Origin of the sequence: Pseudomonas paeninsulae (assembly GCF_035621475.1) — a bacterium.
Taxonomy (GTDB): domain Bacteria; phylum Pseudomonadota; class Gammaproteobacteria; order Pseudomonadales; family Pseudomonadaceae; genus Aquipseudomonas; species Aquipseudomonas paeninsulae.
In genome coordinates this window covers 1506764-1531697 of the sequence record NZ_CP141799.1, presented here as the reverse complement: position 1 = coordinate 1531697, position 24934 = coordinate 1506764, and the positions used below count along the sequence as shown (strand labels likewise).

The 24934-nt window shown below is 63.3% G+C and carries 19 protein-coding genes and 2 pseudogenes; 11 read left to right on the top strand and 10 right to left on the bottom strand.

Translation table 11 applies throughout. The annotated features are described in order from the left end of the window. Positions 1 to 29: 29 nt before the first annotated feature. Positions 30 to 4115 carry an ATP-dependent RNA helicase HrpA gene (hrpA, locus tag VCJ09_RS06955; RefSeq protein ID WP_324733699.1) on the bottom strand — a complete coding sequence of 1362 codons (4086 nt, stop codon included), beginning with the start codon at positions 4113 to 4115 and terminating at the stop codon, positions 30 to 32. Positions 4116 to 4289: 174 nt separating this feature from the next. Here hrpA and VCJ09_RS06950 point away from each other — a divergent pair. Further along, positions 4290 to 4517, top strand: a pseudogene (locus VCJ09_RS06950) (LysR substrate-binding domain-containing protein); the annotation flags it as partial. A 28-nt stretch (positions 4518 to 4545) separates the two neighbouring features. Here the strand turns inward: VCJ09_RS06950 and VCJ09_RS24730 are convergent. The 4 genes and pseudogenes from VCJ09_RS24730 to fadD2 all read right to left on the bottom strand — a co-directional run bounded on the left by VCJ09_RS24730 (position 4546) and on the right by fadD2 (position 10058). Further along, positions 4546 to 5301, bottom strand: coding sequence for a methyl-accepting chemotaxis protein (locus VCJ09_RS24730; RefSeq protein WP_407693036.1), 756 nt, complete (start codon positions 5299 to 5301; stop codon positions 4546 to 4548). A 102-nt stretch (positions 5302 to 5403) separates the two neighbouring features. After that, positions 5404 to 6231 (bottom strand): annotated as a pseudogene (locus tag VCJ09_RS24725) (cache domain-containing protein); the annotation flags it as partial. A gap of 165 nt (positions 6232 to 6396) precedes the next feature. Next, a complete protein-coding gene (fadD1, locus tag VCJ09_RS06940; RefSeq protein ID WP_324733697.1) occupies positions 6397 to 8085 on the bottom strand; it encodes a long-chain-fatty-acid--CoA ligase FadD1 in 1689 nt (562 codons plus the stop codon). 284 nt (positions 8086 to 8369) lie between these two features. Further along, a complete protein-coding gene (gene fadD2 / locus VCJ09_RS06935; RefSeq protein WP_324733696.1) occupies positions 8370 to 10058 on the bottom strand; it encodes a long-chain-fatty-acid--CoA ligase FadD2 in 1689 nt (562 codons plus the stop codon). Between the two features lie 226 nt (positions 10059 to 10284). Here fadD2 and VCJ09_RS06930 point away from each other — a divergent pair, with 226 nt between their 5' ends. The 7 genes from VCJ09_RS06930 (at position 10285) to VCJ09_RS06900 (ending at position 16152) form a co-directional block, all read left to right on the top strand. Then, on the top strand, positions 10285 to 11247 hold the full coding sequence (locus VCJ09_RS06930; protein ID WP_324733695.1) for an alpha/beta hydrolase: 963 nt from the start codon (positions 10285 to 10287) through the stop codon (positions 11245 to 11247). Then, positions 11244 to 11714 carry a MaoC family dehydratase gene (locus VCJ09_RS06925; RefSeq protein ID WP_324733694.1) on the top strand — a complete coding sequence of 157 codons (471 nt, stop codon included), beginning with the start codon at positions 11244 to 11246 and terminating at the stop codon, positions 11712 to 11714. Before VCJ09_RS06930 ends, VCJ09_RS06925 begins: the two co-directional genes overlap by 4 nt. Before the next feature lie 185 nt (positions 11715 to 11899). Beyond that, a complete protein-coding gene (locus VCJ09_RS06920; RefSeq protein ID WP_324733693.1) occupies positions 11900 to 12406 on the top strand; it encodes a DUF1993 domain-containing protein in 507 nt (168 codons plus the stop codon). Between the two features lie 112 nt (positions 12407 to 12518). Next, positions 12519 to 13169, top strand: a complete 651-nt coding sequence (locus VCJ09_RS06915) for a TetR/AcrR family transcriptional regulator (RefSeq protein ID WP_324733692.1) — start codon at positions 12519 to 12521, stop codon at positions 13167 to 13169. A 1-nt stretch (position 13170) separates the two neighbouring features. Continuing rightward, positions 13171 to 14136, top strand: a complete 966-nt coding sequence (locus tag VCJ09_RS06910; protein ID WP_324733691.1) for an HlyD family secretion protein — start codon at positions 13171 to 13173, stop codon at positions 14134 to 14136. Then, positions 14123 to 15061: an ABC transporter ATP-binding protein gene (locus VCJ09_RS06905; RefSeq protein ID WP_324733690.1), complete on the top strand. Its 939-nt coding sequence runs from the start codon at positions 14123 to 14125 to the stop codon at positions 15059 to 15061. The genes VCJ09_RS06910 and VCJ09_RS06905 overlap by 14 nt, the downstream gene beginning before the upstream one ends. Continuing rightward, entirely contained in the window at positions 15058 to 16152 is a 1095-nt protein-coding gene (locus tag VCJ09_RS06900; RefSeq protein WP_079201213.1) for an ABC transporter permease, read from the top strand. Before VCJ09_RS06905 ends, VCJ09_RS06900 begins: the two co-directional genes overlap by 4 nt. A 103-nt stretch (positions 16153 to 16255) precedes the next feature. Here VCJ09_RS06900 and ccoM read toward each other — a convergent pair whose 3' ends face one another. The 4 genes from ccoM to VCJ09_RS06880 form a co-directional block, all read right to left on the bottom strand. Next, positions 16256 to 16372, bottom strand: coding sequence for a cytochrome c oxidase subunit CcoM (ccoM, locus tag VCJ09_RS06895; protein WP_305879839.1), 117 nt, complete (start codon positions 16370 to 16372; stop codon positions 16256 to 16258). Positions 16373 to 16693: 321 nt separating this feature from the next. After that, positions 16694 to 16852: a hypothetical protein gene (locus VCJ09_RS06890; RefSeq protein ID WP_177345174.1), complete on the bottom strand. Its 159-nt coding sequence runs from the start codon at positions 16850 to 16852 to the stop codon at positions 16694 to 16696. After that, the gene (locus VCJ09_RS06885; RefSeq protein WP_324733689.1) at positions 16849 to 17457 is read right to left on the bottom strand and encodes an alpha-ketoglutarate-dependent dioxygenase AlkB family protein; all 609 of its coding nucleotides are present in this window, start codon (positions 17455 to 17457) and stop codon (positions 16849 to 16851) included. The genes VCJ09_RS06890 and VCJ09_RS06885 overlap by 4 nt, the downstream gene beginning before the upstream one ends. A 35-nt stretch (positions 17458 to 17492) precedes the next feature. Next, positions 17493 to 17789, bottom strand: a complete 297-nt coding sequence (locus tag VCJ09_RS06880; protein WP_324733688.1) for an aspartate-semialdehyde dehydrogenase — start codon at positions 17787 to 17789, stop codon at positions 17493 to 17495. Positions 17790 to 17965: 176 nt separating this feature from the next. Here VCJ09_RS06880 and rapA point away from each other — a divergent pair, with 176 nt between their 5' ends. Together rapA and VCJ09_RS06870 are read left to right on the top strand one after the other, a co-directional pair. Next, complete coding sequence (gene rapA / locus VCJ09_RS06875; RefSeq protein WP_324733687.1) at positions 17966 to 20809, top strand: RNA polymerase-associated protein RapA; 2844 nt, start codon at positions 17966 to 17968, stop codon at positions 20807 to 20809. Positions 20810 to 20927: 118 nt separating this feature from the next. Continuing rightward, on the top strand, positions 20928 to 21881 hold the full coding sequence (locus tag VCJ09_RS06870) for an IS1595 family transposase (RefSeq protein ID WP_324733686.1): 954 nt from the start codon (positions 20928 to 20930) through the stop codon (positions 21879 to 21881). Between the two features lie 104 nt (positions 21882 to 21985). Here VCJ09_RS06870 and VCJ09_RS06865 read toward each other — a convergent pair whose 3' ends face one another. Further along, on the bottom strand, positions 21986 to 23314 hold the full coding sequence (locus tag VCJ09_RS06865; protein ID WP_324733685.1) for a spinster family MFS transporter: 1329 nt from the start codon (positions 23312 to 23314) through the stop codon (positions 21986 to 21988). A 341-nt stretch (positions 23315 to 23655) separates the two neighbouring features. Here VCJ09_RS06865 and VCJ09_RS06860 point away from each other — a divergent pair, with 341 nt between their 5' ends. Then, positions 23656 to 24906 (top strand): acyltransferase family protein, encoded by a 1251-nt coding sequence (locus VCJ09_RS06860; protein WP_324733684.1) that lies wholly within the window; start codon positions 23656 to 23658, stop codon positions 24904 to 24906. Positions 24907 to 24934: the final 28 nt, after the last annotated feature.

The window sequence follows — 24934 nt, the reverse complement described above, 5'->3', positions numbered from 1 at the left end:
GCCGCTAAAGCGGAAGCCGCCGAAGCGGCTCAGCCCTCCACCTGACTCCACTGCTTGCTCAGACGCTTGTCCGAGACCGCCAGCTTGGTGCCCAGCTGCTGGGCGAACAGCGACACCCGGTACTCCTCGAGCATCCAGCGATACAGCTGCAGCTGCGAATCGCGCTTGCCTTCCTGGCCGTGTTTGCCCAGGCGCGCCTGGTACTGCTCCCAGTAGCCGGCCAGTTCGCCGCTCCAGACCCGGTCGCGCTGCAGCTGGCCGGCGATCTTGTCCAGACGCTGTTCGATGGCTTTCAGGTAACGCGGCAGTTCCTTCAGCCATTCGCCAGGAGTTTCGCGGACGAAACCGGGATAGACCAGGTTGCCCAGCTGCAGCTTGATGTCGTTCAAGGCGATGGCCTGAGCCAGGTCGATCTTGCCCTTGAAGCGCTTCTGCAGGCCGTGCCAGAGTTTGAGAGTCTCGAGGCACAGCCTGGCCAGGCGCTCGGCATGCTCACTCCAGGCACTGCGTTTCTTCTCGGCCAGGGCAGCCAGGGCGGCGCCGTCGCGGGGCAGCGGGGTTTCGCCTTCGAGGATGCAGCTGTCCAGGCTGGCCAGCAGAATGTCCTCGACCAGCGCCTCGACGCGGCCCAGGTCGCGGTGCAGCAGACTCAGCTCGGTCAGCCCCGGCAGCTTGCCGCGCAGGAATTTGGCCGGCTCGGCCAGCTGTTGCAGGAGCAGGCGCTGCAGGGCGCGGCGGTGCTGGAATTCGGCTTCGGCCTGGGTCGGGAAGCGACCTTCCTTGACCGTACCGGCCTCCTCCACCAGCGCCGGATACACGGTCAGCGACAGGCCGGCGATCTGCTGCTGGGTTTTTTCGGCCACGGCGACGAAGGCTTTGGCCTCCACCGACTTCTGGCTCTTCTCGGTCTGCGGCAAGGCCAACGCGGCCTGGCTGGCTTCGGCGAAGCGTGCGCACAGCTCGGCCAGATCGCGGCCTTCGCCGAGGAGCTTGCCGTGGGTATCGACCACCTCCAGGTTCATCTTCAGGTGGCTGTCGAGCTGCGCCTCGGCCTCGACCCAGGCCTCGTCGGCCACCCGCACGCCGGTCATGCGTTGCAGTTCGCGGCCCAGGGCGAGAGGCAGGCTGCCCTGGCCGACGCTCAACTTGCTCAGCGCGGCGCCGACGAAATCCGGCACCGGCACGAAGTTTTTGCGCAGGGCCTTCGGCAGGTTGCGCACCAGCGCCACGCACTTGGCTTCCAGCAGGCCGGGCACCAGCCATTGCAGGCGCTCGGCCGGCAGTTGCGGCAGCAGCGGCGCGGGTACGCGCAAGGTGACGCCGTCGCGCGAGTGATTGGGCTCGAAGTGGTAGCTCAGCGGCAGGGTCAGTTCGCCCAGGCGCAGGGTATCCGGGTACTGCGCGGCGGTGATTTCCTTGGCATCGCGGGCGAGCACGTCTTCCTCGCGCATGATCAGCAGCTGCGGGTCTTTCTGGCTCTCAAGCTTGTACCAGCTGTCGAAGGTCGCCGCCTGGTGGATCTCGCCCGGCAGGCGCGCCTCGTAGTAGGCGAACAGGGTTTCCTCGTCGGCGAGAATGTCGCGGCGACGGGCCTTGGCTTCCAGCTCATCGAGCTGTTCCAGCAGTTGCCGGTTGGCGGTCAGGCACTTGGCCCGGGAGAGAATTTCGCCACCGACCAGGCCCTCGCGGATAAACAGCTCGCGCGAAACCGCTGGGTCGATGGGACCGTAATGCACCGGCCGACGCCCAACCACGATCAGGCCGTAGAGGCTGATCTGTTCAAAGGCCACGACCTGGCCGCGCTTCTTCTCCCAGTGCGGCTCCAGATGGTTCTTCTTGATCAGGTGCGGCGCCAGCGGCTCGATCCAGTCCGGCTCGATCTTGGCCACCATGCGCGCAAACAGCTTGGTGGTCTCGACCAGTTCGGAAGCCATGATCCAGGTGGGTTTCTTGCGTCCGATCACGCTCGACGGATGCACCCAGAAGCGCCGCTGCCGCGCGCCCAGAAAATCGCCGTCTTCGGTCTTCTGACCGATCTGGCTGAGCAGCCCGGAGAGGATCGCCTTGTGCACCGAGGCGTAGCCCTTGCTGCGCTGGGCGGCCTGGTCTTTTTCAGCCAGCTCTTTTTCCTTGTGGGAGCCAGGGTCGCCGCCTGGTCCTGGCTGGCGATCCGGCGATTCAGGCAAGGCCGAACCCTGCGCCGGTTTGCCAGCGGTGGACGAGCCTACGGCGTTGTCCACCCTACGACTTCCCTGGGCATTGCCACCTGGGGACAGCTGCAGTTCCCGGGCGATCAACACCAGCTGGCGGTGCGCGTCGCGCCATTCGCGCAGGCGCAGGTAATTGAGGAAATTCCTCCGGCACCAGCTGCGCAGCGCGCCGGAACCGAGGGCCTGGCGCTGCTCCTCGAAGCCGCGCCACAGGTTGATCAGCGCGGCGAAGTCGGAATCCACGTCCTTCCATTGTGCGTGGGCCTGGTCGGCGGCCTGCTGGCGATCCGAGGGCCGCTCGCGCGGGTCCTGCACCGACAGGCTGCTGGCGATGATCAGCACGTCCTCGAGACTGCCCTGTTTGGCACCTTCGAGGACCATACGACCGAGTCGCGGATCGACTGGCAGGCGTGCTAGCTGACGGCCCAGCGCGGTCAGCTGGCCCTCGCGACTGACCGCCGAGAGTTCCTGCAACAGGTTGAAGCCGTCGCTGATAGCCTTGCCGTCCGGCGGCTCGATAAAAGGGAAATCCTCGATCTCGCCCAGACGCAGATGGAGCATCTGCAGGATCACCGCCGCCAGGTTAGTGCGCAGGATTTCCGGATCGGTGAAGGCCGGCCGGCCGTTGAAGTCTTCCTCGCTGAACAGGCGCACGCAGATGCCCGCCTCAACCCGTCCGCAGCGGCCCTTGCGCTGATTGGCGCTGGCCTGGGACACGGCTTCGATGGGCAGGCGCTGGACCTTGGCGCGGTAGCTGTAGCGGCTGATTCGCGCCGTGCCGCTGTCGATCACGTAGCGGATGCCCGGCACGGTCAGCGAGGTCTCGGCGACGTTGGTGGCCAGGACGATCTTGCGTGCACCCATGGGCTGGAAGATCTTCTGCTGCTCGGCCGGGCTCAGCCGCGCATACAGCGGCAGCACTTCGGTAAAGCGCAGATTGGCCTTGCGCAGCACCTCGGCACAATCGCGAATCTCGCGTTCGCCGGGGAGGAACACCAGCACATCGCCGGGTCGCGTGCCTTCGCTCTTCTCGAATGCGGCGATCTCGTCGAGGCTGGCGAGAATCGCCTGATCGACCGACAGGTCTTCCTCGACCCGATTGCCGTCCTCGTCCTGCTCGGACGTCAGCGGCCGGTACCAGGTATCCACCGGATAGGTACGCCCGGACACCTCGACGATGGGCGCGCCGTCGAAATGCTCGGAGAAGCGCTGCAGGTCGATGGTCGCCGAGGTGATGATCAGCTTGAGATCGGGGCGACGCACCAGCAGGGTTTTCAGGTAACCGAGGAGGAAGTCGATGTTCAGGCTGCGTTCGTGGGCTTCGTCGACGATCAGGGTGTCGTACTTGTCGAGAAAGCGGTCGTGCTGGGTCTCGGCCAGCAGGATGCCGTCGGTCATCAGCTTGATCAGGCTGCGCTCGCTGCTCTTGTCCTCGAAACGCACCTGGTAGCCGACCAGCTCGCCCAGCGGCGTGCCGATTTCTTCCGCCACCCGCATGGCCACACTGCGCGCGGCCAGACGGCGGGGCTGGGTGTGCCCGATCAGGCCATGCACGCCGCGGCCCAGCTCCAGGCATATTTTCGGCAACTGGGTGGTCTTGCCCGAACCGGTTTCGCCGGCGATCACCACCACCTGGTGCTTGGCGATGGCAGCCTTGATCTCATCGCGCTTGGCGGCGATCGGCAAGGCATCGTCGTAGCGCATGGTCGGCACGCTGAGACGCCGCGCCTCGACCTTGGCCGCAGAGGCTTGGAAACGCTCCAGCCACTGCGCCAGCTTGGCCGCGTCCGGCACAGCCTGCTTACGCAATTCGTGCAACTGGCGGCGCAGGCGATGGCGGTCGGCGTAGAGGGCTTGCTCGAGGTTTTTCTGCAACTGGTCGAAGGCGAGTAGCGGGTCGGTCATCAGGCAGCCGTGAACATATTCGTAAGGACCGCGATTGTCGCAGATTTCACCGCCGCCCCGAACCACCCTGCGCGTAGGCGCAGACTCGGGCATAGCGACAGCCTGGCAAACAGCGGCGTACTGCCTACGGCGAGCACGCCCTACGGGGGGTCGCGCCATGACCGGAATCAGATCCCCGGCCTGCTGCTGGACGCCGCCTGCGGCGGACTGGGCATCGCCCTGGTCAGCCAGTTGCTGGCGCAACAGGCGCGCGCCAGCGGGCTGTTGCAACCCTTGGCCGAGCAGAGCGTGCGCGGACCCAACTGGGCCTGGCTGATTCACCGCGACAGTGCAAGCAGCCTGCTGACTCGCAGTTTCTGTGACTGGCTGGAACAGCAGCTGAGCGCCAGCGGCGCGGCCTGAGGTCGCCCGCCGGGTTAGCGATCATCGCTCAGATATGAAACTGGCCAACCAGGCGCTGCAGGCGCTCACCAAGCTGGTGCAGCTCGCGCGAGGTCTGCGCGCCCTGGGCGGCTTCACCGGCCACGCCATCCACCCCGACGGCGATCTGGTGCACGCTGCGGTTGATCTCTTCGGCCACTGCGGTCTGCTCTTCGGCCGCGCTGGCGATCTGCGCATTCATCGAGTTGATGGTGCCAATCAGGGTGGCGATGGCTTGCAGCGAGACACCGGCGCAGGTGGCCTGCTCACGGGTGTTCTCGCCCATCTCACTGGCACGCTGCATGGCCTTCACCGACTCGCTGGTGGCACTCTGCAAGCGGTTGATCATGCTCTGGATCTCGCCGGTGCTCTGCTGGGTGCGGCTGGCCAGGGCGCGAACTTCGTCGGCGACCACGGCAAATCCGCGACCCGCCTCGCCGGCGCGTGCCGCCTCGATCGCCGCATTGAGCGCCAGCAAGTTGGTTTGATCGGCAATCGAGCGGATCACCTCGAGCACGCCGACGATGCCTTGCACATCCTGGCGCAGATTTTCCAGTGAGGTGCTGCTGCTACGCACTTCGCCCACCAGGTCGTGGATGCTCTCGATACTCTGATCCACCACGCGCTTGGCGGACTGGCCTTCCAGGTCAGTCTCGCGCGCCGCTTCGGCGGCGTGCTGCGCACTGCTGGCCACTTCCTGGGCGGCGGCGGACATCTGATTGATCGCCGTGGCCACCTGGTCGGTTTCCTGGCGCTGCCCGTCCATGGCCTGCTCCGAGCGTTGCGCCTGACTGGATACTGCACCAACCAGACTGGAGAGCTCGGTAGTGGTAGCGGCCACCTGGCACACCAGACCGTGGATTTTTTCGACGAACTGATTGAACGATAGCGCCAGCTCGCCCAGCTCATCCTGACTGGTCACTGGCAGGCGATACGTCAGGTTGCCGTTGCCAGCAGCCATGTCGTCGAGATTGCTCTTGATGTGCAACAGCGGGCGGAGAATGGAGTTGCTCATGACGACGGCGAACACACCCATCAGTAGCAGCAGGGCGAACGCCGAACCGATCATGATCAGCAGCAGGTTGTCGATGCGCGCCTGAAACTCGGCGCGTGCCTGCTGCACATCGCGCTCGACCCCGTCGAGGTTCACCGAGGTGCCAAAGGCCAGATTCCACTTTGGCAGGTAGGCGGCGTAACCAACCTTGGGCACCAGCACTTTGCCGTCGCCGAGGACGAAGCTGTAATTGACGTAGTGGCTGCCGTCCTTACCGGCACGCACCAGTTCACGAATGGCATAGACCCCGTTGGGGTCGCGGTAATCGGCGAAGCTCTCGCCGATGCGCTCGTTGCCATTGGCCTGGAATACGCGCAGCGATTCACCGTCGTAGCCCCAGAAGTAACCTTCCGCGCCGTAGGCCAGGCGCTTGAGCACCGCCACCGCCTGCTCGCGCGCAGCCATGTCGTTGGCGGCTGAAGCTTGATAGATGGGCGCGATGGCGTTCATCGCCAGGTCCACGTACTGCTTGATTTCGGCCCGTCGATCCTGAGTCAGCTTTTCGCGGGTACCGGCCTCCTGCTGGTCGGCCAACTGCTGCAGAGTGAACACCGCCAGGGTGCTGAGCAGCAGGGTCAATAACAGGATCGGCACCAGGGCCAACAGCAGGACTTTGGAGCGCAATCGAAGTGTGGCGAACATCAGAAGAGCACCTTGCGGATTGGACGATAACGGGACGGATCGCACCCGAACGGCAGCCAATATTGGTCTTACCAATAATCCAAATACTGGCCGGCAATCCTACGACATACTGACCAATAGACAAGAAAAAACCCGCCGTAGCGGGTTTTTTTCAGCCGAGCATGCTTAGGCGACGGCGGTCTTTTTCAACTCTTCGTCACGCAACTCGCGGCGCAGGATCTTGCCGACGTTGCTGGTCGGCAGCGCATCGCGGAATTCCACGGCTTTCGGCACCTTGTAGCCGGTGAGGTTGGCGCGCATGTGCTGCATGATCTGCTCTTTGGTCAGGGTCACGCCGGGCTTGGCGACCACGAATATCTTGATCGCTTCGCCGGACTTCTCGTCCGGAATGCCAATGGCCGCGCACTGCAGCACACCCGGCAGGGTCGCCAGCACGTCTTCCAGTTCGTTCGGGTAGACGTTGAAGCCGGACACCAGAATCATGTCCTTCTTGCGGTCGACGATACGCATGTAGCCGTCTTCCTGGATCACCGCGATATCGCCGGTCTTCAACCAGCCCTCGGCGTCGAGGATTTCGTCGGTGGCGTCCTGGCGCTGCCAGTAGCCCTTCATCACCTGCGGCCCCTTGACGCACAACTCGCCAATGGCGCCGAGCGGCAGGTCATTGCCGTCGTCGTCGATGACCTTGCACTGAGTCGAAGGCACCGGGATGCCGATGGTGCCCAACTGGATACTCTGGATCGGGTTGACCGAGGCCACCGGGCTGGTTTCGGTCATGCCGAAGCCTTCGCAAACCGGGCTGCCGGTCACCTGGGTCCAGCGCTCGGCAGTGGCCAATTGCAGGGCCATGCCACCGGACAGGGTAATTTTAAGGGCGGAGAAGTCGAGTTTTTGGAAGTCTTGGCTGTGGCACAGGGCGACAAACAGGGTATTGAGGCCAACGAAACCGCTGAACTTGTAACGCGCCAGGTCCTTGACCATGCCCGGCAGGTCCCGCGGGTTGGTGATCAGCACGTTATGGTTGCCGATCAGCATCATGGCCATGCAATGGAAGGTGAAGGCGTAGATATGATAGAGCGGCAGCGGCGCGATGATGATCTCGCTGCCCTCATTCATGTTCGACGCCATCATCGCGCGGGCCTGCAGCATATTGGCGATCAGGTTGCGGTGGGTCAGCATCGCACCCTTGGCCACCCCGGTGGTGCCACCGGTGTACTGCAGCACGGCGATCTCGCTGCTGGCCGGATTGGCTTCCCTGACTGCTTTACCGCGGCCTTTGCTCAGGGTTTCGGTGAACTTGACGGCGTGCGGCAGCTTGTAGGCCGGTACCATCTTCTTCACGTACTTGACCACGCTGTTGACCAGCAGGCGCTTGAGCGGCGGCAGCATGTCGCCGACTTCACTGATGATGACGGTCTTGATCCCGGTCTTGGGCAGCACTTGCTCGACCAGGTGAGCCATATTGGCCAGGCTGACCAGGGCCTTGGCACCGGAATCGTTGAACTGGTGCTCCAGTTCCCGCGCGGTGTACAGCGGGTTGGTGTTGACCACCACCAGCCCGGCACGCAGGGCGCCGAACACGGCGACCGGGTATTGCAGGACGTTGGGCAGTTGCACGGCGATGCGATCGCCAGGCTGTAGGTCGGTGTGCTGCTGCAGGTAGGCGGCGAAGGCACCGGACAACTCATACAGCTCGCCGTAGGTCAGGGTCTTGCCGAGGTTGCTGAAGGCAGGCTTGTCAGCGAAGCGTTGGCAGGACTGTTTCAGTACCGCCTGAATATTCGGGTACTGGTCGGGATCGATTTCGGCAGCAATCCCAACGGGATACTTGTCCTTCCAAAAGTTTTCGGTCATGGAAGCCCACTCCTAAGCAACAGCTTATCTTCACCGCGCAGAGGCGGTTGTTTATTGTGTGTTTGCCCATTTTTCGGCCTGGCAGACGGCCAAAATGCGGGCCGAGAGTAGCAGCTTTGCCTGAGAGCGCCTAGCACCAAACACTGCCCTACAAGTCACAAAAGTGACCAATTATATTTTAAAGTCATATTTTGCGCAGCTTTTGCGAACGCCCGCCGCGCTTGCAGGACAAGGCGTGCGGCGCTTGGCCGCAAGCTGAACGAGTGCAGCTTGCGCGGCCCAACCTAGGCGATATCGCGCAGTTCGCGACGAAGGATCTTGCCCACCGGGGTCATCGGCAGTGACTCCCTGAAGACGATGTGCTTGGGCACCTTGTAACCGGTGAAGTTTTCCCGGCAGTAGGCCTTGAGCGCCTCGGCGCTGAGGGCGCCGTCACGGGCGACGACGAACAGCTTGACCGCCTCGCCGGATTTCTCGTCGGGTACGCCAATCGCCGCACAGCTGGCGACTTGCGGGTGAGCCATGACTACATCCTCGATCTCGTTGGGGTACACGTTGAAACCGGAGACGATGATCATGTCCTTCTTGCGATCGACGATGCGCACGTAACCGTCCGGGTCGATCACCGCGATATCACCGCTCTTGAACCAGCCCTCGGCGTCCAGCACCTCGCGGGTGGCTTCTTCGAGCTGCCAGTAGCCCTTCATCACCTGCGGGCCCTTGATGCACAGCTCGCCACGTTCGCCCAGCGCTTGCTCGTTGCCGTCGTCGTCGATGACCTTGAACGCCGTGCCCGGCACCGGAATACCGACCGTGCCGAGACGTGCCTGGCTGCCGTAAGGGTTGGTGCTGGCCACCGGCGAGGTCTCGGTAAGGCCGTAGCCTTCCACCACGGGGCAGCCGGTGACGGCCTGCCAACGCTCGGCGGTGGCCTTGACCAGCGCGGTACCGCCTGAGTTGGTGACCTTGAGCTTGGAAAAATCGAGGTTCTTGAATTCGGGGTGATCCATCAGCGCGACAAACAGGGTGTTGAGGCCCAGCAGCGCGGAGAACTGCCACTTGCCCAGTTCCTTGACGAAGCCCGGAATATCGCGCGGGTTGCTGATCAGTACGCTGAGATTGCCGTTGACCATCATGCACATGCAGTTCGCGGTGAACGCATAGATATGGTACAGCGGCAGCGGCGCGATCATGATTTCCTGGCCCTGCTTCATCAGCGGGGTACCGTCGTCACCGAGCTGCGACAGGCAGGCGTCGACCTGCAGCATGTTCGCCACCAGATTGCCGTGAGTCAGCATCGCACCCTTGGCTACCCCCGTGGTGCCACCGGTGTACTGCAGCACGGCGATGTCGTCATGACCGACCGTGAGCGCCTTAAGGTCGTGGCCATGGCCCTGCTTGAGCGCCGCCTTGAACGACACCGCCTGGGGCAGGTGGTAGTCCGGCACCAGTTTCTTGACCTTCTTCACCACGCTGTTGACCAGCCAGCCTTTGAGGCTCGGCAGCATGTCGCCCATGCGCGCTTCGATCAGGTAGTCAATTTCGGTATCCGGCAATACATCCTGCACCAGCTTGCCGAACATGTTCAGGTAGACCAGCGCGCGCACGCCGGCATCCTTGAACTGATGACGCATCTCGCGGGCGGTGTACAGCGGATTGGTATTGACCACGATCAGCCCGGCGCGCATGGCGCCGAACACGGCAATCGGGTATTGCAGGACATTGGGCATCTGCACGGCGATACGCTCGCCGGGCTGCAGATCGGTGTGCTTTTGCAGGTAGCCGGCAAAGGCGCCAGACAAGCGATCCAGCTCGGCATAGGTCAGGGTCACACCCATATTGCTGAACGCCGGACGGTCAGCGAATTTCTTGCACGAGCGCTCGAACACCTCGATCACCGATTTGTAGGCACCCAGGTCGATATCGTTGGGTACGCCGGCCGGGCGTTTGTCGCTCCAGAAATCAGGCTGCATTATTTTTATCCTCTTTCCCTGAAAGTGTCTGCCTCGCTGAGATCACCATGGCATAAGGCTCTACGGTGGCCAGCAGGGAGTGAGCGGACGTTAGCAGCTCCGGCCCGTAGCGCAAATACTTGCGTGGCGTCATTGACCGCGTGAATCTTCGATCACGCCATACGGCTGGGAAAAGCCTGCGCGCAAGCTCTACAATGCCGAACTCTCGCAGGCCGAAGGATTCGCCATGCAGCACAATGCTTTTTGGCTCAATAGCAGCGATGCCACACCGCTCTATGTGAACCGCTGGTTCGCCGAACAGCCGCCGAAAGCAGTGCTGATGGTGGCTCACGGCATGGCCGAACACAGCGGACGCTATGCGCGCCTGGGCGCCGCCCTGGTCGCTGCGGGCTTCGAACTCTACGCTCACGACCAGCGCGGCCACGGCAGGACGGCCGAGCATGGCCACCTCGGGCACTATGCCGATGCCAACGGCTGGAACCTGGTGGTGGGCGATCTGGCCTGCCTCAACCACCATATTCGCCAGCAACACCCGCAAGCGCCGATCTTCCTGCTTGGCCACAGCATGGGCAGCTACATCGGCCAGGCCTACCTGATGCAGCACAGCTGCAGCCTGCAGGGGGCCATTCTGTCCGGCTCCAACTACCAGCCGCTGGCGCTGTACCGCGCGGCCAGGCTGATTGCCCGCCTCGAGCGCTGGCGTCAGGGGCCGACCGAACAAAGCGCACTGCTCGAGTTGGTTTCCTTCGGCTCGTTCAATAAAACCTTCAAGCCCAATCGCACCCGCTTCGATTGGCTGAGCCGCGACCCTGTCGAGGTGGATGCCTACGTCAACGACTCGCTCTGTGGCTTCCGCTGCAGTAACCAGTTGTGGCTTGACCTGCTCGGCGGCCTGCTGCAGATCACCCCTCCGCGCAACCTGGCGCAGATCGACTGCAAACTGCCGTTGCTGGTGATCGGCGGTGCCTGCGACCCGGTCAGCGACGGCAAGCGTTTAGCCGACCTGGTCAATGCCCTGCGCGAGGCCGGACATACCCAGGTGCAATTGAAGCTATATCCGGATGCTCGCCACGAACTGCTCAACGAGAGCAACCGCGACGCTGTCACCACCGACTTGATCGACTGGCTGGAACAGGCCCTGAGCCATCCCCGCCAGCCTCACCCTCAGCCCCAGGAGACACACCCATGAGTCAAAGCAGCAACACGCCTTACGACGTTCTCGAAGTAGGCCAGACCGCCAGCTACAGCAAGACCGTCGAAGAGCGCGACATCCAGCTGTTCGCCGCCGTGTCCGGCGACCGCAACCCGGTGCACCTGGATGCCGAATATGCCGCCACCACCATGTTCAAGCAGCGCATTGCCCACGGCATGTTCAGCGGCGCCCTGATCAGCGCGGCCGTGGCCTGCGAACTGCCTGGCCCCGGCACCATCTACCTCGGCCAGCAAATGCGCTTCACCGCGCCAGTGAAGCTCGGCGACACCCTCACCGTGCGCCTGGAGATTCTGGAAAAGCTGCCAAAATTCCGCGTCCGCGTCGCCACCCGGGTGTTCAACCAGCACGACGAACTGGTGGTCGATGGCGAGGCGGAAATCCTCGCCCCGCGTAAAGCGCAGACCGTCGAACTGACCGAACTGCCACCGATCAGCATCGGTTAAGGCCAAGGATTTGTTCGGCGGCATTCGTTTCGGCTCATGCTGGATTTCGATGCTGGTGGGCTGCAGCGGATCGCCACCCGGCCGACCCTACAGCCCACCCCTGCAACAACAAGCCCACCCTACCCTGGCAGCTTGCAAGAGCATTCCCTTCTCGAGCCGCCCCACTTGTTTCACTGGAGAACTCCATGTCCCTGTCCATGTACCAAGCATCCATTCCGGTCTTCACCCGTCAATTGAACAACCTGTCGACCATCCTCGGCCTCGCCGCCGCCGACGCCGAAGCACGCAAGATCGACCCCAGCGTATTGCTCAATGCCCGCCTGGCCCCCGATATGTTCCCGCTGAGCCGTCAGGTACAGGTCGCCTGCGACGGCGCCTCGGCCGGCACTGCGCTGCTGGCCGGTATCGATGCGCCCAGCCAGGCCGATGACGAAACCAGCTTCGCCGAACTGCAAGCACGCATCGCCCAGGTCCAGGCCTTTCTGCAAGGCGTCAGCGCCGCGCAGATCGACGGCAGCGAGGAGCGCACCGTGACCCTCTCGCGCCGCGGCAAGGACACTCACTTCCAGGGCCAGGCCTTCCTGCTCGACCACGTCATGCCCAACTTCTATTTCCACGTCACCACCGCCTACGCCATCCTGCGCCATAACGGTGTGGCAATCGGCAAGCGCGACTTCCTCGGCACCCGCTGAGCACGATCCGGCAGCGGCCGGCTTTGCCGGTCGCCGCCTGGCGCCCCTCCTGACTGCACCCCCCGCAGAATTATTGTTTGCGTTTATTTATATTTATATTTAATTTTAATTAATGAAGACACCCACCAAAGCAACCACCCCCCGCGCACCAGGCCGACCGGCCGGTGATTCGCCCGCGCAGCGCGAACGGTTGCTCGACGTTGCCGTGCAAGCCTTTGCCCATGACGGGATCAAGGCCTCCAGCCTGCGCAACATCGCCCAGCAGGCCGGGGTCACACCCGCACTGGTCAACTATTATTTCGGCAACAAAGCCAAACTGCTCGCAACGGTGGCCGAAGAGCGCTTGTTACCGCTGCTGATGGGGCTCGGCCAGGAGCTGCGTCAGGTCGGCGATGAGCCGATCGCGCTGGTCAGTGGCTTCATTCAGGGCATGCGTCGAACCGTGCAAGCGCACCCCTGGCTACCGCCGCTATGGGTGCGCGAAGTGCTGTGCGAAGGCGGCGGCTTGCGCGAATTGCTGATGAGCCGGGTGGGCCCAGCGGTGGCGCACATGCTGGCCGAGCGTTTCGCCAGCGCACAGCGACGCGGCGCGCTGAACCCCGACCTCGACCCGCGCCTGCTGGTGGTCTCGCTGATCGGCCTGACCCTGTTCCCCTATGCCGCCGCGCCCATCTGGCGCGGCCTGTTTGCGGCCCCCGAACTGGACGACGCGGCGCTCGCCCGCCACACCCTCGCCCTGCTCGAACGTGGAATGGAGCCCTGAAATGAGCAAACGCCTGCTACCCAGCCTGATCCTGCTCGCGCTGCTCAGTGGCTGCGAACCGGCAGGCGACGACGCCCTGCTCGGCACCCTGGAGTGGGACCGCATCGGCCTGCCCGCCGAAGCCTCGGAAACCATCCTCAGCTGGCAGGTCGCCGAGGGTGACCGGGTCGAGGCCGGGCAACTGCTGCTGGAGCTCGATCCGCGCCGCCAGGATGCACGCATCGCCCAGGCCCGCGGCGAGGTGGCTCAGGCCGAAGCGCGCCTGAGCGAGCTGAGCAACGGCGCGCGCCTGGAAACCATCGAGGCAGCTCAGGCCATCCTGGCCCGCAACCACGCCGAGCTGACCGACGCGGAACGCAATTTCCAGCGTTTCGACACCCTCTACCAGCATCGCCAGGTGGCGATTGCCGAACTGGATCGCGCTCGCGCCAGCCGCGATCAGGCCAGGGCCGCCACCCGCAATGCCGACGCCCAGCTGCGCGAGCTGACCCATGGCACCCGCCCGGAACAACTGCAACAAGCCGCCGCCAGCCTGGAGAGCGTGCGCGCCAACCTGGCCCGCCTGCAGGTCGACCGCGAGCACCTGAGCGTGCGCGCACCGCGGGCTGGACTAGTCGACGCCCTGCCCTTCAAGCCCGGCGACCAACCGCCGGCCGGCGCCGAGCTGGCCAGCCTGCTGGTCGGCGATGCGCCTTACGCACGGATCTATATCCCGGCCAGCCAGCGCACCCACTTCAAGCTGGGCGACAGCATGCGAGTGACTGTCCAGGGCGTCGCGCAGCCCTTCGCCGCCACCCTCAGCAGCATCCGCAGCGAAGCCAGCTTCACCCCCTATTTCGCCCTCAGCGGCGACGATGCCAGCCGCCTGATGTACCGCGCCGAACTGCGCCTGCAAGGCGATGGCGCCCGCCAGCTGCCGGCCGGACTGCCGCTAAGCGCCGAGCGCGACGCCAATGTCCAGCACTGAGGTGGTGATTCAGGCCAGCGGCCTGACTAAACGTTTCGGCCAACTCACCGCGGTCGACGACCTGAACCTGCGCGTACGTCGCGCCGAGGTTTTCGGCTTCCTCGGCCCCAACGGCTCCGGCAAGTCGACCACCATCCGCATGCTCTGCGGCCTGCTGCTGCCCAGTGCCGGGCAGATCGAGGTGCTCGGCTACCAGATCCCCCGGGATGCCGAGGCCCTCAAGCGGCGCATCGGCTACATGACCCAGAAGTTCTCCCTCTACGAAGACCTCAGCGTGCTCGAGAACCTGGATTTTCTCGCCACCGTGCAGGGGCTGGACAAGGGCGCAGCGCGTAAGCGTATCGCCGAACTGCTTGAGCGCTATTGGCTGGGCGACCAGCGTCAGCAGATGGCCGGTACCCTCAGCGGCGGACAGAGGCAGCGCCTGGCGCTGGCCGGCGCGGTCTTGCACAAACCCGACCTGTTGCTGCTCGATGAACCCACCAGCGCGGTCGATCCACAATCACGCCGGGAGTTCTGGGAGTCGCTGTTCGAGCTGGCCGACGCCGGCACCACCCTGCTGGTCTCCACCCACTACATGGATGAAGCCGAACGCTGCACCCGCCTGGGCATCCTCGATGAAGGCCGCCTGGTTGCCGACGGCAGTCCGCGCGAGCTGCTCGACGCCCTGCCAGGACACCCCTTACTGATCGAGTGCGCGCAGCCGCGCCAGGCCAAGCAGGCACTGCACGACTGCAGCGGCGTGCTGGCCATGGCGCAGATTGGCGTTGCATTGCGGGTCTTGGTCGCCAGCCAAGACGCTCGCGGGCCTATCGAGCAGCGCCTGCGCGACGCCCACATCGATGCAACCATAAGCAGCACGCAGGCCAACCTGGAAGACGTATTCGTCAGCGTTACCCGCCAACCCGTGCAGGCCCAGCGATGAACCTGCGGCGCCTGACAGCGGTGATCGTCAAAGAGCTGCGGCAGTTGCGTCGCGACCGCCTGACCTTCGCCATGATCGTCGGCATTCCGCTGCTGCAACTGGTGCTGTTCGGCTATGCCATCAACATGGACGTGCGCGGTATCGACGCCGCCGTGCTCGACCAGGCCAACACCGCGCGCTCGCGTGAGGTGGTGGCGGAAATCGGCTCCAGCCAGATCCTCAATCTGCGCTACCAGCTGAGCAACCCCCAGCAGATGGATAGCCTGCTGCGCCAGGGCAAGATCAGCGCCGCCCTGGTTATCCCCAGGGATTTCGAGGCGCGCCTGGAACGCCAGGGACGCCTGCCGCAGGGGCGCCTGCCGCTACAGCTGATAGTGGACGGCTCGGATCAGAGCGTGCAGGCCTCGGCGCGCCAGCTGGCGAACTATCCGCTGCCAGGCTGGGAAAGTCGCCAAGGGATCGAGCTGGTCAACTTCTACAACCCCGAGCGTCTAGCGGCGCTAAACACCGTGCCGGGGCTGATTGGGGTGATCCTGACCATGACCATGGTGATGTTCACCGCCATCGCCCTGGTCCGCGAGCGCGAACGCGGCAATATGGAAATGCTGATCACCACGCCACTGTCACCCTGGGAGCTGACCCTCGGCAAGGTTCTACCCTTCGTCGGTATCGGCCTGATCCAGGTAACGGTGATCCTGCTCACTGGCCGCCTGCTGTTCGACGTCCCGATCCGCGGTTCGATACTGGAACTCTATGGCGCCTCCCTGCTCTTTATTGCCGCCAGCCTGGCCCTCGGGGTATTTATCTCGACCCTGGCCCGGACCCAGTTCCAGGCCATGCAGGTTGCCTTCTTCACTTTCCTGCCGCAGATCCTGCTGTCCGGCTTCATGTTTCCCTTCGCCGGCATGCCCAAGGCCGCCCAGTGGTTCGCCGAACTGCTGCCGCTGACCCACTTCCTGCGCCTGGCGCGCGGGATCATGCTGCGCAGCGCCGGGCTGATAGATCTCTGGCCGGAGATCCTGGCACTCCTGGTATTCACCGTGCTGATGCTGAGCGTGGCGGTAACTCGGGTGAGCAAACACCTGGATTGAGCAACGACGCGCCCCCGGATCAACCGAGGCACAAATCGCGCGCATAAAAAAAGGCGACCGAAGTCGCCCAAAATTGCCTTGCGTGCTCGTGTAACTGGAGAACTTACGGCGTCTTGCGCTTGTGTGAGTCCTTCCAGATGAAATAACCAACGCCAACAAAGAAAGCGACCATCAAACCGACGGTGCCGATTCCGGCGAGCACTACGACATCGATAAACATGGTTGCCTCCTGCGGTAGCCCTCTTGGGCCGTTGGGGATGGCTGCAAATTATCAGGACTGCGCGGCTGTTCATTGATCCAAGTCAAGGGGGCGCAAAGACCGGCCGCGCACGGCAACAGACACTGATCCAGATCAACGAATCGGCCCCGAACAGGACGGATTGCACCCAGCACAAAGCTGGCGGGTTGTCGCTGCGCGCCGAAGCCGCACTACCCGCAGGCAGTGCACCATGTGGTTTACGGCACAGCGAGAATCCGGAGGGCTGTCGCTGCGCTCTCGCGACGGCGATCGATACGCTCACAGCCGCTGAAGCCGATCTGGCTAGCGCTTTTTCGGCTTGCTCTTGCTCTTTTTGCCCTTGGGTAGGGGCAGCGCCTGCTCGAACGCCTGACGCATCTCATCGAGCTTCTTGTCGTGCAGGTCGTGGATGCGCTTGCCGCGCTCGGCGCTGAAATCAATCAGTTTGTCATCGTTGCTCATGCTGGCGACCGGATTAAACGAAACGTCAGATTCAGGCGCGACGCACAGGGTTTGCGCGTCTTCGCCACTTGGTGCTGCCAATAATGCTGGGTTGGCCCGCTCATGACCAGCAGCGAACCATGATTGAGGGCGAGGGAGTGTTCGATACGACTCTGCCCCTTACGCCGCAGATCGAAACGCCGGGTCGCGCCCAGATTGAGCGAGACAATCAGCGGATTGGCGCCCAACTCGGCCTCGTCGTCGCTGTGCCAGCCCATGGAGTCCTGGCCATCGCGGTAATAGTTGAGCAATACGCCATTGAGCGGTTGCCCCAGCGTCGCCACCAGCCGGGCGCGAATCTCGGCGAGCAAGGGCGTCCAGGGCAGCGGCTGATGGATCAGGCCGGAGTACCGGTAGCGGGCCTCGGCATCGCCGTACCACGCGACCAGCCGCGGCACCGGGTACTGCCGACCGTAAAGCCGCACCTGCGGCTGCTGCCAGGGCGTTTGCTCAAGCAGCAGCGCCAGCCAGCGATCTGCCGTCGCCGGCTCCAGCCAGTGCGGCTTGAAATCCAGCTCGGCGTTGGCCAGTTGCAGGACACTGTCGTTGAATAGGTTCACGGGCATACGCGCGTAGTTAGCGTGCGCACAGTGTGCGCGACTCAGACTTCCTCATCCACCCACAGACCCTGCCGGGGAAGTTCGTCGATGACTGCCGCGTCGGCCTCGGCCACTTCGCCTGCGGCCAGCTCCTCTGGGGTGTAACCATGACGCTGGCGCCGGCGCTGCTCTTCACGCAGCAACTCCTCGGCTTCCTGCGGATGCCGTTTATCCAGGCCCACGCCGCTTTCCTTGGCGCTGGCGGCGGCCGGCGTAACCGGCGGGATATCGGGCCTGGGCTTGATCACGTCCTGCTGGACGGTGACCGGCGCCATGCCGTGCGGAATGGGCGGTAGCACTTTATTCAGTCCTCCTTTGGTCAGGCTATCGGCCACTCGGACGCCGACTTGAGCCCGGCCTCGCTACACTTTCGACACAAGTAACCCCTAATAAGTGCCGGTTAAGTACCATTGCGCCTTTGGCCTAGGCTTGGCGTTCCGTTACCATAGCCGGCTTTTTCACGCAGGAGACAGGCATGGCGCAGTATGAACCGGGGCAACGCTGGATCAGTGACAGCGAAGCGGAGTTGGGCTTGGGCACCGTCCTCATGCAGGATGGCCGGATGCTCACCGTGCTCTACCCGGCCACTGGCGAAACCCGTCAGTATGCTGCGAACAATGCGCCGCTGACCCGCGTGCGCTTTTCTCCGGGTGACGAGATCACCCACTTCGAAGGCTGGAAGCTGACCGTCCAGGAAGTCAATGACGTCGATGGCCTGCTGGTCTATCACGGCCTCGACGCGCAGCACCAGAACGTCACCCTGCCGGAAACCCAGCTGTCCAACTTCATCCAGTTCCGTTTGGCCAGCGACCGCCTGTTCGCCGGGCAGATCGACCCGCTGCCCTGGTTCGCCCTGCGCTACCGCACTCTGGCGTTCACCAGTAAGCAGTTGCAATCCTCGCTCTGGGGCCTGGGCGGCGTGCGTGCGCAACCGATCGCGCACCAGCTGCACATCGCCCGCGAAGTCGCCGACCGCATCGCCCCGCGGGTATTGCTGGCCGACGAAGTAGGCCTGGGCAAGACCATCGAAGCCGGCCTGGTGATCCATCGCCAGCTGCTCTCTGGTCGCGCCAGTCGCGTGCTGATCCTGGTGCCGGAAAACCTCCAGCATCAGTGGCTGGTGGAGATGCGCCGGCGCTTTAACCTGGATGTGGCGCTGTTCGACGCCGAGCGCTTTATCGAGAGCGATGCCAGCAATCCCTTCGAGGATTGCCAGTTGGCCCTGGTCGCCCTGGAGTGGCTGTGCGAGGACGAACGGGTCCAGGATGCGCTGTTCGCCGCTGACTGGGACCTGCTGGTGGTCGACGAAGCGCATCACCTGGTCTGGCACCCGGAGCACGCCAGCGTGGAATACACCCTGGTCGAACAGCTGGCGCAAGTGATTCCCGGCGTGTTGCTGCTCACCGCTACCCCGGAACAGCTCGGCCAGGACAGCCACTTCGCCCGCCTGCGCCTGCTCGACCCCAACCGCTTTCATGACCTTGCCGCCTTCCGCGCCGAAAGCGCCAACTACCGTCCGGTTGCCGAAGCCGTGCAGGAGCTGCTCGACCAGGGCCGCCTGTCGGCCGCCGCGCACCAGACCATCCATGACTTTCTCGGTGCAGAGGGCGAAGAATTGCTCGCCGCGGTCAATGCTGGCGACAAAGAAGCCTCGCCACGCCTGGTGCGCGAGCTGCTCGACCGTCACGGCACTGGCCGCCTGCTGTTTCGCAACACCCGCGCCGCCGTGCAGGGCTTCCCCGAACGTGAGCTGCATGCCTATCCGCTGCCCAGTCCGGACCTGTACATGGAGCTGCCGATCGGCGAGCACCCGGACCTGTACCCGGAAGTCAGCTACCAGGCCCAGACCGAGGTCGACGAGGAGCAGCGTTGGTGGCATTTCGATCCGCGCGTCGAATGGCTGATCGACACCCTGAAGATGCTCAAGCGGGTCAAGGTGCTGGTGATCTGCGCCCACGCCGAAACGGCCATGGATCTGGAAGACGCCCTGCGCGTACGCAAGGGCATCGCCGCCACCGTGTTCCACGAAGGCATGAACATTCTCGAGCGCGATCGCGCCGCCGCCTACTTCGCCGACGAAGAATTCGGCGCCCAGGTGCTGATCTGCTCGGAAATCGGCAGCGAAGGCCGCAACTTCCAATTTGCTCACCACCTGGCGCTGTTCGATCTGCCGGCCCACCCGGACCTGCTTGAGCAGCGCATCGGCCGCCTCGACCGGATCGGCCAGAAGCACCGGATCCAGCTGCATGTGCCCTACCTGGAAAACAGCCCGCAGGAACGCCTGTTCCAGTGGTATCACCAGGGCCTGAATGCCTTCCTCGCTACCTGTCCAACCGGCAACGCCCTGCAGCACCAGTTCGGCAGCCGCCTGCTGCCGTTGCTGGAAAGCGGCGACGACGGCGTATGGCAAAGCCTGGTGGATGAGGCCCGCAGCGAACGCGAGCGCCTGGAAGGCGAGCTCCACGCCGGTCGCGACCGCTTGCTGGAACTCAATTCCGGCGGCGCCGGTGAAGGCGAGGCCATGGTCGAGGCCATTCTCGAACAGGACGACCAGTTCGCTCTGCCGATCTACATGGAGCAACTGTTCGACGCCTTCGGCATCGACAGTGAAGACCATTCCGACAACGCCCTGATCCTGCGTCCCGGCGAGAAAATGCTGGATGCCAGCTTCCCGCTTGGCGATGACGAAGGCGTGACCATCACCTACGATCGCGATTTGGCCCTGGCCCGCGAGGACATGCAGTTCCTCACCTGGGAACATCCGATGGTGCAAGGCGGCATGGATCTGGTGCGCGCCGGCTCAATGGGCAACACCGGGGTGGCACTGATCAAGAACAAGGCACTGAAACCCGGCACCGTGCTGCTCGAACTGCTGTATGTCAGCGAAGTGGTGGCGCCGCGCGCCCTGCAACTGGGGCGCTACCTGCCACCGGCGGCACTGCGCTGCCTGCTCGACAGCAGCGGCAACGACCTGGCGCACAAGGTGGCGTTCGAAACCTTGAACGACCAGCTGGAAAGCGTGCCGCGTGCCAGCGCCAACAAGTTCGTCCAAGCCCAGCGCGACAGTCTCAACCCGTTGATCAATGCCGGCGAAGATAAGGTCGCGCCACGCCACATCGAGCGGGTCGCCGAGGCCAAACGGCGCCTGGCCGCCGACACCGAAGAGGAACTGGCGCGCCTGACTGCCCTGCAAGCGGTCAACCCAAGCGTGCGCGACAGCGAACTCACCGCCCTGCGCCAGCAGCGCGAACAAGGCCTGGCCCTGTTCGACAAAGCCGCATTGCGCCTGGAAGCGATTCGGGTACTGGTAGCGGGCTGACGTGAGCGCTCGAAATGAAAAGGCCCGCACTTGCGGGCCTTTTCATTTGGCTCTGTCTGAGTTAACTGTTGCAGTGGTCTAAACTGAATCGTGATATCTCCGAAAGCGAGGGATTATCATGAAAGCGATTCAGTTTTCACGGTGGGTAGCGCAACTGCCGACCCTCACACCAGAGCAGCGCCGTCAGTTGAGCACCAGCCTTTCGCGCACTGGCGTGCTCCCGCAGGACGCAATCAAAGCCCCCAGCCACTGCCCACATTGCCAGTCCAAAGAACTGCGTCCGTGGGGCTCCAGTGGTGACCTGCCTCGGTATCGCTGCAAAGCTTGCGGTAAAACCAGCAATGCTCTGACGGGCACGCCTATGGCGCGATTGAGAAAACGTCATCTGTGGCAAGACTATGCAGAAGCGCTGACCCAGAGCCTGAGCGTGCGCAAAGCTGCAATTCATTGCGGCGTCAGCAAGAACACCGCCTTTCTGTGGCGGCACAGGTTTCTTTCTCGGATTGCCGATCACCAGGCCCAGCATGCTTCGGGCATTGTTGAGGCGGATGAGACCTTCTTCCTGGAGTCTTTCAAGGGCCAGCGAGACCTGCCTCGCCCACCCCGTAAGCGAGGTGGAAGTGCCAAACGACGCGGGTTGTCTGCCGAGCAAATCCCGGTGTTGGTGGTGAGAGATCGCAGTGGCCAGCAGGCCGACTTCAAGCTGGAGAAGCTTGATGCGCGCCACGTTGGGGAGCGACTACGCCCCCTGATAGACGCGGACGCGATTCTTTGTACCGACAGCGCAGGTGTCTATGCCCACTTTGCCAAGGCAGAAGGCATTACTCATAGGCCGATCAACCCAAGTCAGAAACGCAGGGTTGATGGCGCTTTCCACATCCAGAACGTGAACGCCTACGATAGCCGGCTCAAAAACTGGATGATTCCTTTTCATGGTGTGGCCACCAAGTACCTGACGAACTATCTGGGCTGGAGGCGCCTGCTTGAGCGCTACAAAACGCAGCTCAACCCATTGATTTGCTTGGGTGAGTCGCTGGGGTATACAAACGCGCAACAGTTAACTCAGACATAGCCTTTCATTTCAGGGTGACGGGCTGTGGGAGGGGCTTCAGCCGCGATTCGACGCGCCTCTGGCTTGTCGCGGCTAAAGCGGAGCGCCGCCCGGCCCCTCCCACATTACGCCGGCAGCGCCTCGGCCATACTGGCGTGCATCCGCGTGGAGTCGGCGACAAAACAGCGCGAGGCCTGCAGCAGCGCCAACATGGTGAGAAACAGCGCCACCGGAATCAGCAGCATCGCATCATGCAGACCCTGCGCCTTGAAGGCTTCGCTCATCTCGCTGACACCAGCGGCAAGCATCGCCGCCTGGGCGAAATGATCGGATAGCAGACCCACCGCAATCGGCCCGAGGCCGCCGCCAAGCAGGTACAGACCGGCGAAAAACAGCGCCATGGCGGTGGCGCGCAAGCGCGGCTCGACCACATCCTGAAGTGCCGTGTAGACGCAGGTGTAGAAGTTATAAGCGAACAACCAGCCGACGCTGAAGACCGCAACGAACACGCCGATCTCGACACGCCCGGCCAGCAGCGCATAGCCGGTGGCCCCGGCGGCGATAAGCATACTCACGGCGGCGAACAGCAGGCGCCCGGTTGCCGAATGCTGATGAATGCGATCGGCCATCCAGCCGCCCAGAGTCAGGCCAAACAGGCCGGTCACACCGACGATCACCCCGGTGGCCACGGCCGCCTGCCCCAGCGGCAGGAGGAAATAACGCTGCAGCATCGGCACCATGAAGGAGTTGCAGGCATAAGTGGCGAAGTTGAAGGCCAGCCCGGCGAGCACCAGCCACCAGAAGGTACGGATCGCCAGCACCTTGCGCAGCGGCTTGTCCACCGCCGTGGTCGCCACCTGCACGGCTTCCGCCGCGCCGCGCTTGGGCTCCTTGATGAAGAACATGAACAGCGCGAGGAGCATCCCCGGCACGGCAGCGATGAAGAAAGGCGCGCGCCAGCTGTCGAAGGCCTCGACCATGGCGCCGATGGTGAAGAACGCCAGCAACAGCCCCAGCGGCAAGCCGAGCATGAAGATGCCCATCGCTCGAGCGCGCTTGTGGGGTGGAAACAGGTCACCAATCAGCGAGTTGGCCGCCGGCGCATAGCTCGCCTCGCCGATGCCAATACCCATGCGTACCAACAGGAAGCTCCAGAAGTTCCAGGCCAGGCCGTTGACTGCGGTCAACCCGCTCCATGCCACCAACCCCCAACCCATGATCTTGCGCCGCGCACCGGTGTCGGCCATGCGCCCCAACGGCACGCCGGCGATGGCATAGACGATGGTGAAGGCAGTGCCGATCAAGCCGATCTGAAAGTCGCTGAGGCCCCATTCCAGGCGAATCGGCTCGATGATGATGGCCGGGATGGTGCGGTCGAAGAAATTGAACAGATTGGCGAGAAATAGCAGGAACAGAATGCGCCAGGCGTTCGCCGCTTGTTGGGACTGCTGCATGGAATCATCTCTGGTTATTGTTATGAGCGCGATACGCCGCGAGTGCACAAGCCTGCATGACAGTGACTGCCAGGCACCTGCGCAGTCGAATCTAGAGCCTGTAGCCTGGGCTGTCTGTGACTATTGGTAGCGTTGATATCAGTGAATCGCCCCGCCCGCGCAACCCTCTGTATTGCCAACTCACCGATCAAAAGCCAATTCACAGTGTCGAACCTCCGCATGGCTGTGGCTCGGTACGCGTGCGCACCCAGAATGAGCAGTGCGCGCAATGACCGGTGCCATCCTGAGCAAGGATGCCGATTCCTCCGGGGAGCGGATCACGTCAATCAACGGAGAACAGGATGGATCGCAGCGCCAAGGAACATTTCATCGGCCTGGAGTGGTTACGTTTTCTGCTCGGCGTCTACGTGGTGGTTTTCCATACCCTGCATAGCTATCCGAATGAACAAAAACCGTCCTGGTTGGTGGATCTGACCGGGGTCGGGTTCTTTGCCACCAGCAGTTTCTTCGTCCTGTCCGGCTTCCTGCTGGCTCATGTGTACTGCCGCCGAGGGCAATTGCGCGAACCGGCCCGCAGCTTCTGGAGCAGGCGTTTCGCCAACCTCTATCCGCTGCACCTGTTTTCTCTGCTGCTGACGATCAGCGTGCTGTTCATCATCAGCCACCTCGGTATCCCGCCCGATGACAGCAAGGCCAGCATGCGCTTCGTGATTTATGACACCAACGCAGACCTGGCAGGCGCGTCCCGGGAGACCCTTGAGCACTTCATGAGCAATGGCGAACTGTTGCTCAACTCCGGCCTGCAGCTGCTCATGCTGCAAGCCTGGAACCCCTATTACCTGACGTTCAATGCACCGCTGTGGTCGATTTCCACCCTGTTTTTCTTCTACCTGACCTTTCCCCTGCTGGCACCGCGCCTGATGCGTGCGCGGCACAAGGGCTGGTGGTTGGTCGCCATCACCCTGATCTACCTGCTGCCGCCGCTCTGGGTGATTCAGAGCCAGGAATACGGCATGCCCTACACCGGCATGTTGCACCGCATGCCCCTGCTGCGCCTGCCGGAGTTTCTCGCCGGCATTCTGTTGTACGGGCTGTTCCGCCAGCTGCGCGACAGCGGCTACCAGCCCCCGCTGACCACCAAGCTGCTGCTCGGCGGCTTCAGCCTGCTGTGCTTCGGCACCGCGATCTGGCTGCTGAAGGGAGAACGGTTCTGGTACTTCCTGCTGCACAACGGCTTGATGCTGCCCGCACAGCTGGCGCTGATCTACCTGTGTGCCCTGATCGCCACGCCGCGCAACGAGCGCTTGATCCACTGGTCACAGCGCCTGGGCGCAGCATCGCTGCCACTGTTCGTCCTGCACGTGCCGGCTTTCATTGTTTTTTCCCGCGTGGAAAAGCTCCTCGGCGTCGCCTCGCCCGACTGTTTCGAGCGCTGGACCAACTGTGCCCGGCAAGCCGGCGAGCAACCGCTGTCGCTGTGGTTCTACCCGCTGTTCCTGCTGTTGACGATTGCCTTGTGTGTCTGGGCGCAAGAGCGCGCCGTGGTCCCTGCGCGCAAATGGCTGCTCAGGCGTTTGCCGGTTTCGACCTAGTAAAGATCCCTAAGCAAAGAGGAATCAT

Excerpts from the sequence above, each read along its gene's own strand:
- rapA (WP_324733687.1), top strand. The coding sequence starts at position 17,966 with ATGGCGCAGTATGAACCGGGGCAACGCTGGATCAGTGACAGCGAAGCG.
- VCJ09_RS06865 (WP_324733685.1), bottom strand. The coding sequence starts at position 23,314 with ATGCAGCAGTCCCAACAAGCGGCGAACGCCTGGCGCATTCTGTTCCTG.
- VCJ09_RS06870 (WP_324733686.1), top strand. The coding sequence starts at position 20,928 with ATGAAAGCGATTCAGTTTTCACGGTGGGTAGCGCAACTGCCGACCCTC.
- VCJ09_RS06925 (WP_324733694.1), top strand. The coding sequence starts at position 11,244 with ATGAGTCAAAGCAGCAACACGCCTTACGACGTTCTCGAAGTAGGCCAG.
- ccoM (WP_305879839.1), bottom strand. The coding sequence starts at position 16,372 with ATGTTTATCGATGTCGTAGTGCTCGCCGGAATCGGCACCGTCGGTTTG.
- VCJ09_RS06900 (WP_079201213.1), top strand. The coding sequence starts at position 15,058 with ATGAACCTGCGGCGCCTGACAGCGGTGATCGTCAAAGAGCTGCGGCAG.
- VCJ09_RS06910 (WP_324733691.1), top strand. The coding sequence starts at position 13,171 with ATGAGCAAACGCCTGCTACCCAGCCTGATCCTGCTCGCGCTGCTCAGT.
- VCJ09_RS06890 (WP_177345174.1), bottom strand. The coding sequence starts at position 16,852 with ATGAGCAACGATGACAAACTGATTGATTTCAGCGCCGAGCGCGGCAAG.
- VCJ09_RS06930 (WP_324733695.1), top strand. The coding sequence starts at position 10,285 with ATGCAGCACAATGCTTTTTGGCTCAATAGCAGCGATGCCACACCGCTC.
- VCJ09_RS06905 (WP_324733690.1), top strand. The coding sequence starts at position 14,123 with ATGTCCAGCACTGAGGTGGTGATTCAGGCCAGCGGCCTGACTAAACGT.
- fadD2 (WP_324733696.1), bottom strand. The coding sequence starts at position 10,058 with ATGCAGCCTGATTTCTGGAGCGACAAACGCCCGGCCGGCGTACCCAAC.
- VCJ09_RS06885 (WP_324733689.1), bottom strand. The coding sequence starts at position 17,457 with ATGCCCGTGAACCTATTCAACGACAGTGTCCTGCAACTGGCCAACGCC.
- fadD1 (WP_324733697.1), bottom strand. The coding sequence starts at position 8,085 with ATGACCGAAAACTTTTGGAAGGACAAGTATCCCGTTGGGATTGCTGCC.
- VCJ09_RS06860 (WP_324733684.1), top strand. The coding sequence starts at position 23,656 with ATGGATCGCAGCGCCAAGGAACATTTCATCGGCCTGGAGTGGTTACGT.
- hrpA (WP_324733699.1), bottom strand. The coding sequence starts at position 4,115 with ATGACCGACCCGCTACTCGCCTTCGACCAGTTGCAGAAAAACCTCGAG.
- VCJ09_RS06915 (WP_324733692.1), top strand. The coding sequence starts at position 12,519 with ATGAAGACACCCACCAAAGCAACCACCCCCCGCGCACCAGGCCGACCG.
- VCJ09_RS06920 (WP_324733693.1), top strand. The coding sequence starts at position 11,900 with ATGTCCCTGTCCATGTACCAAGCATCCATTCCGGTCTTCACCCGTCAA.
- VCJ09_RS24730 (WP_407693036.1), bottom strand. The coding sequence starts at position 5,301 with ATGGACGGGCAGCGCCAGGAAACCGACCAGGTGGCCACGGCGATCAAT.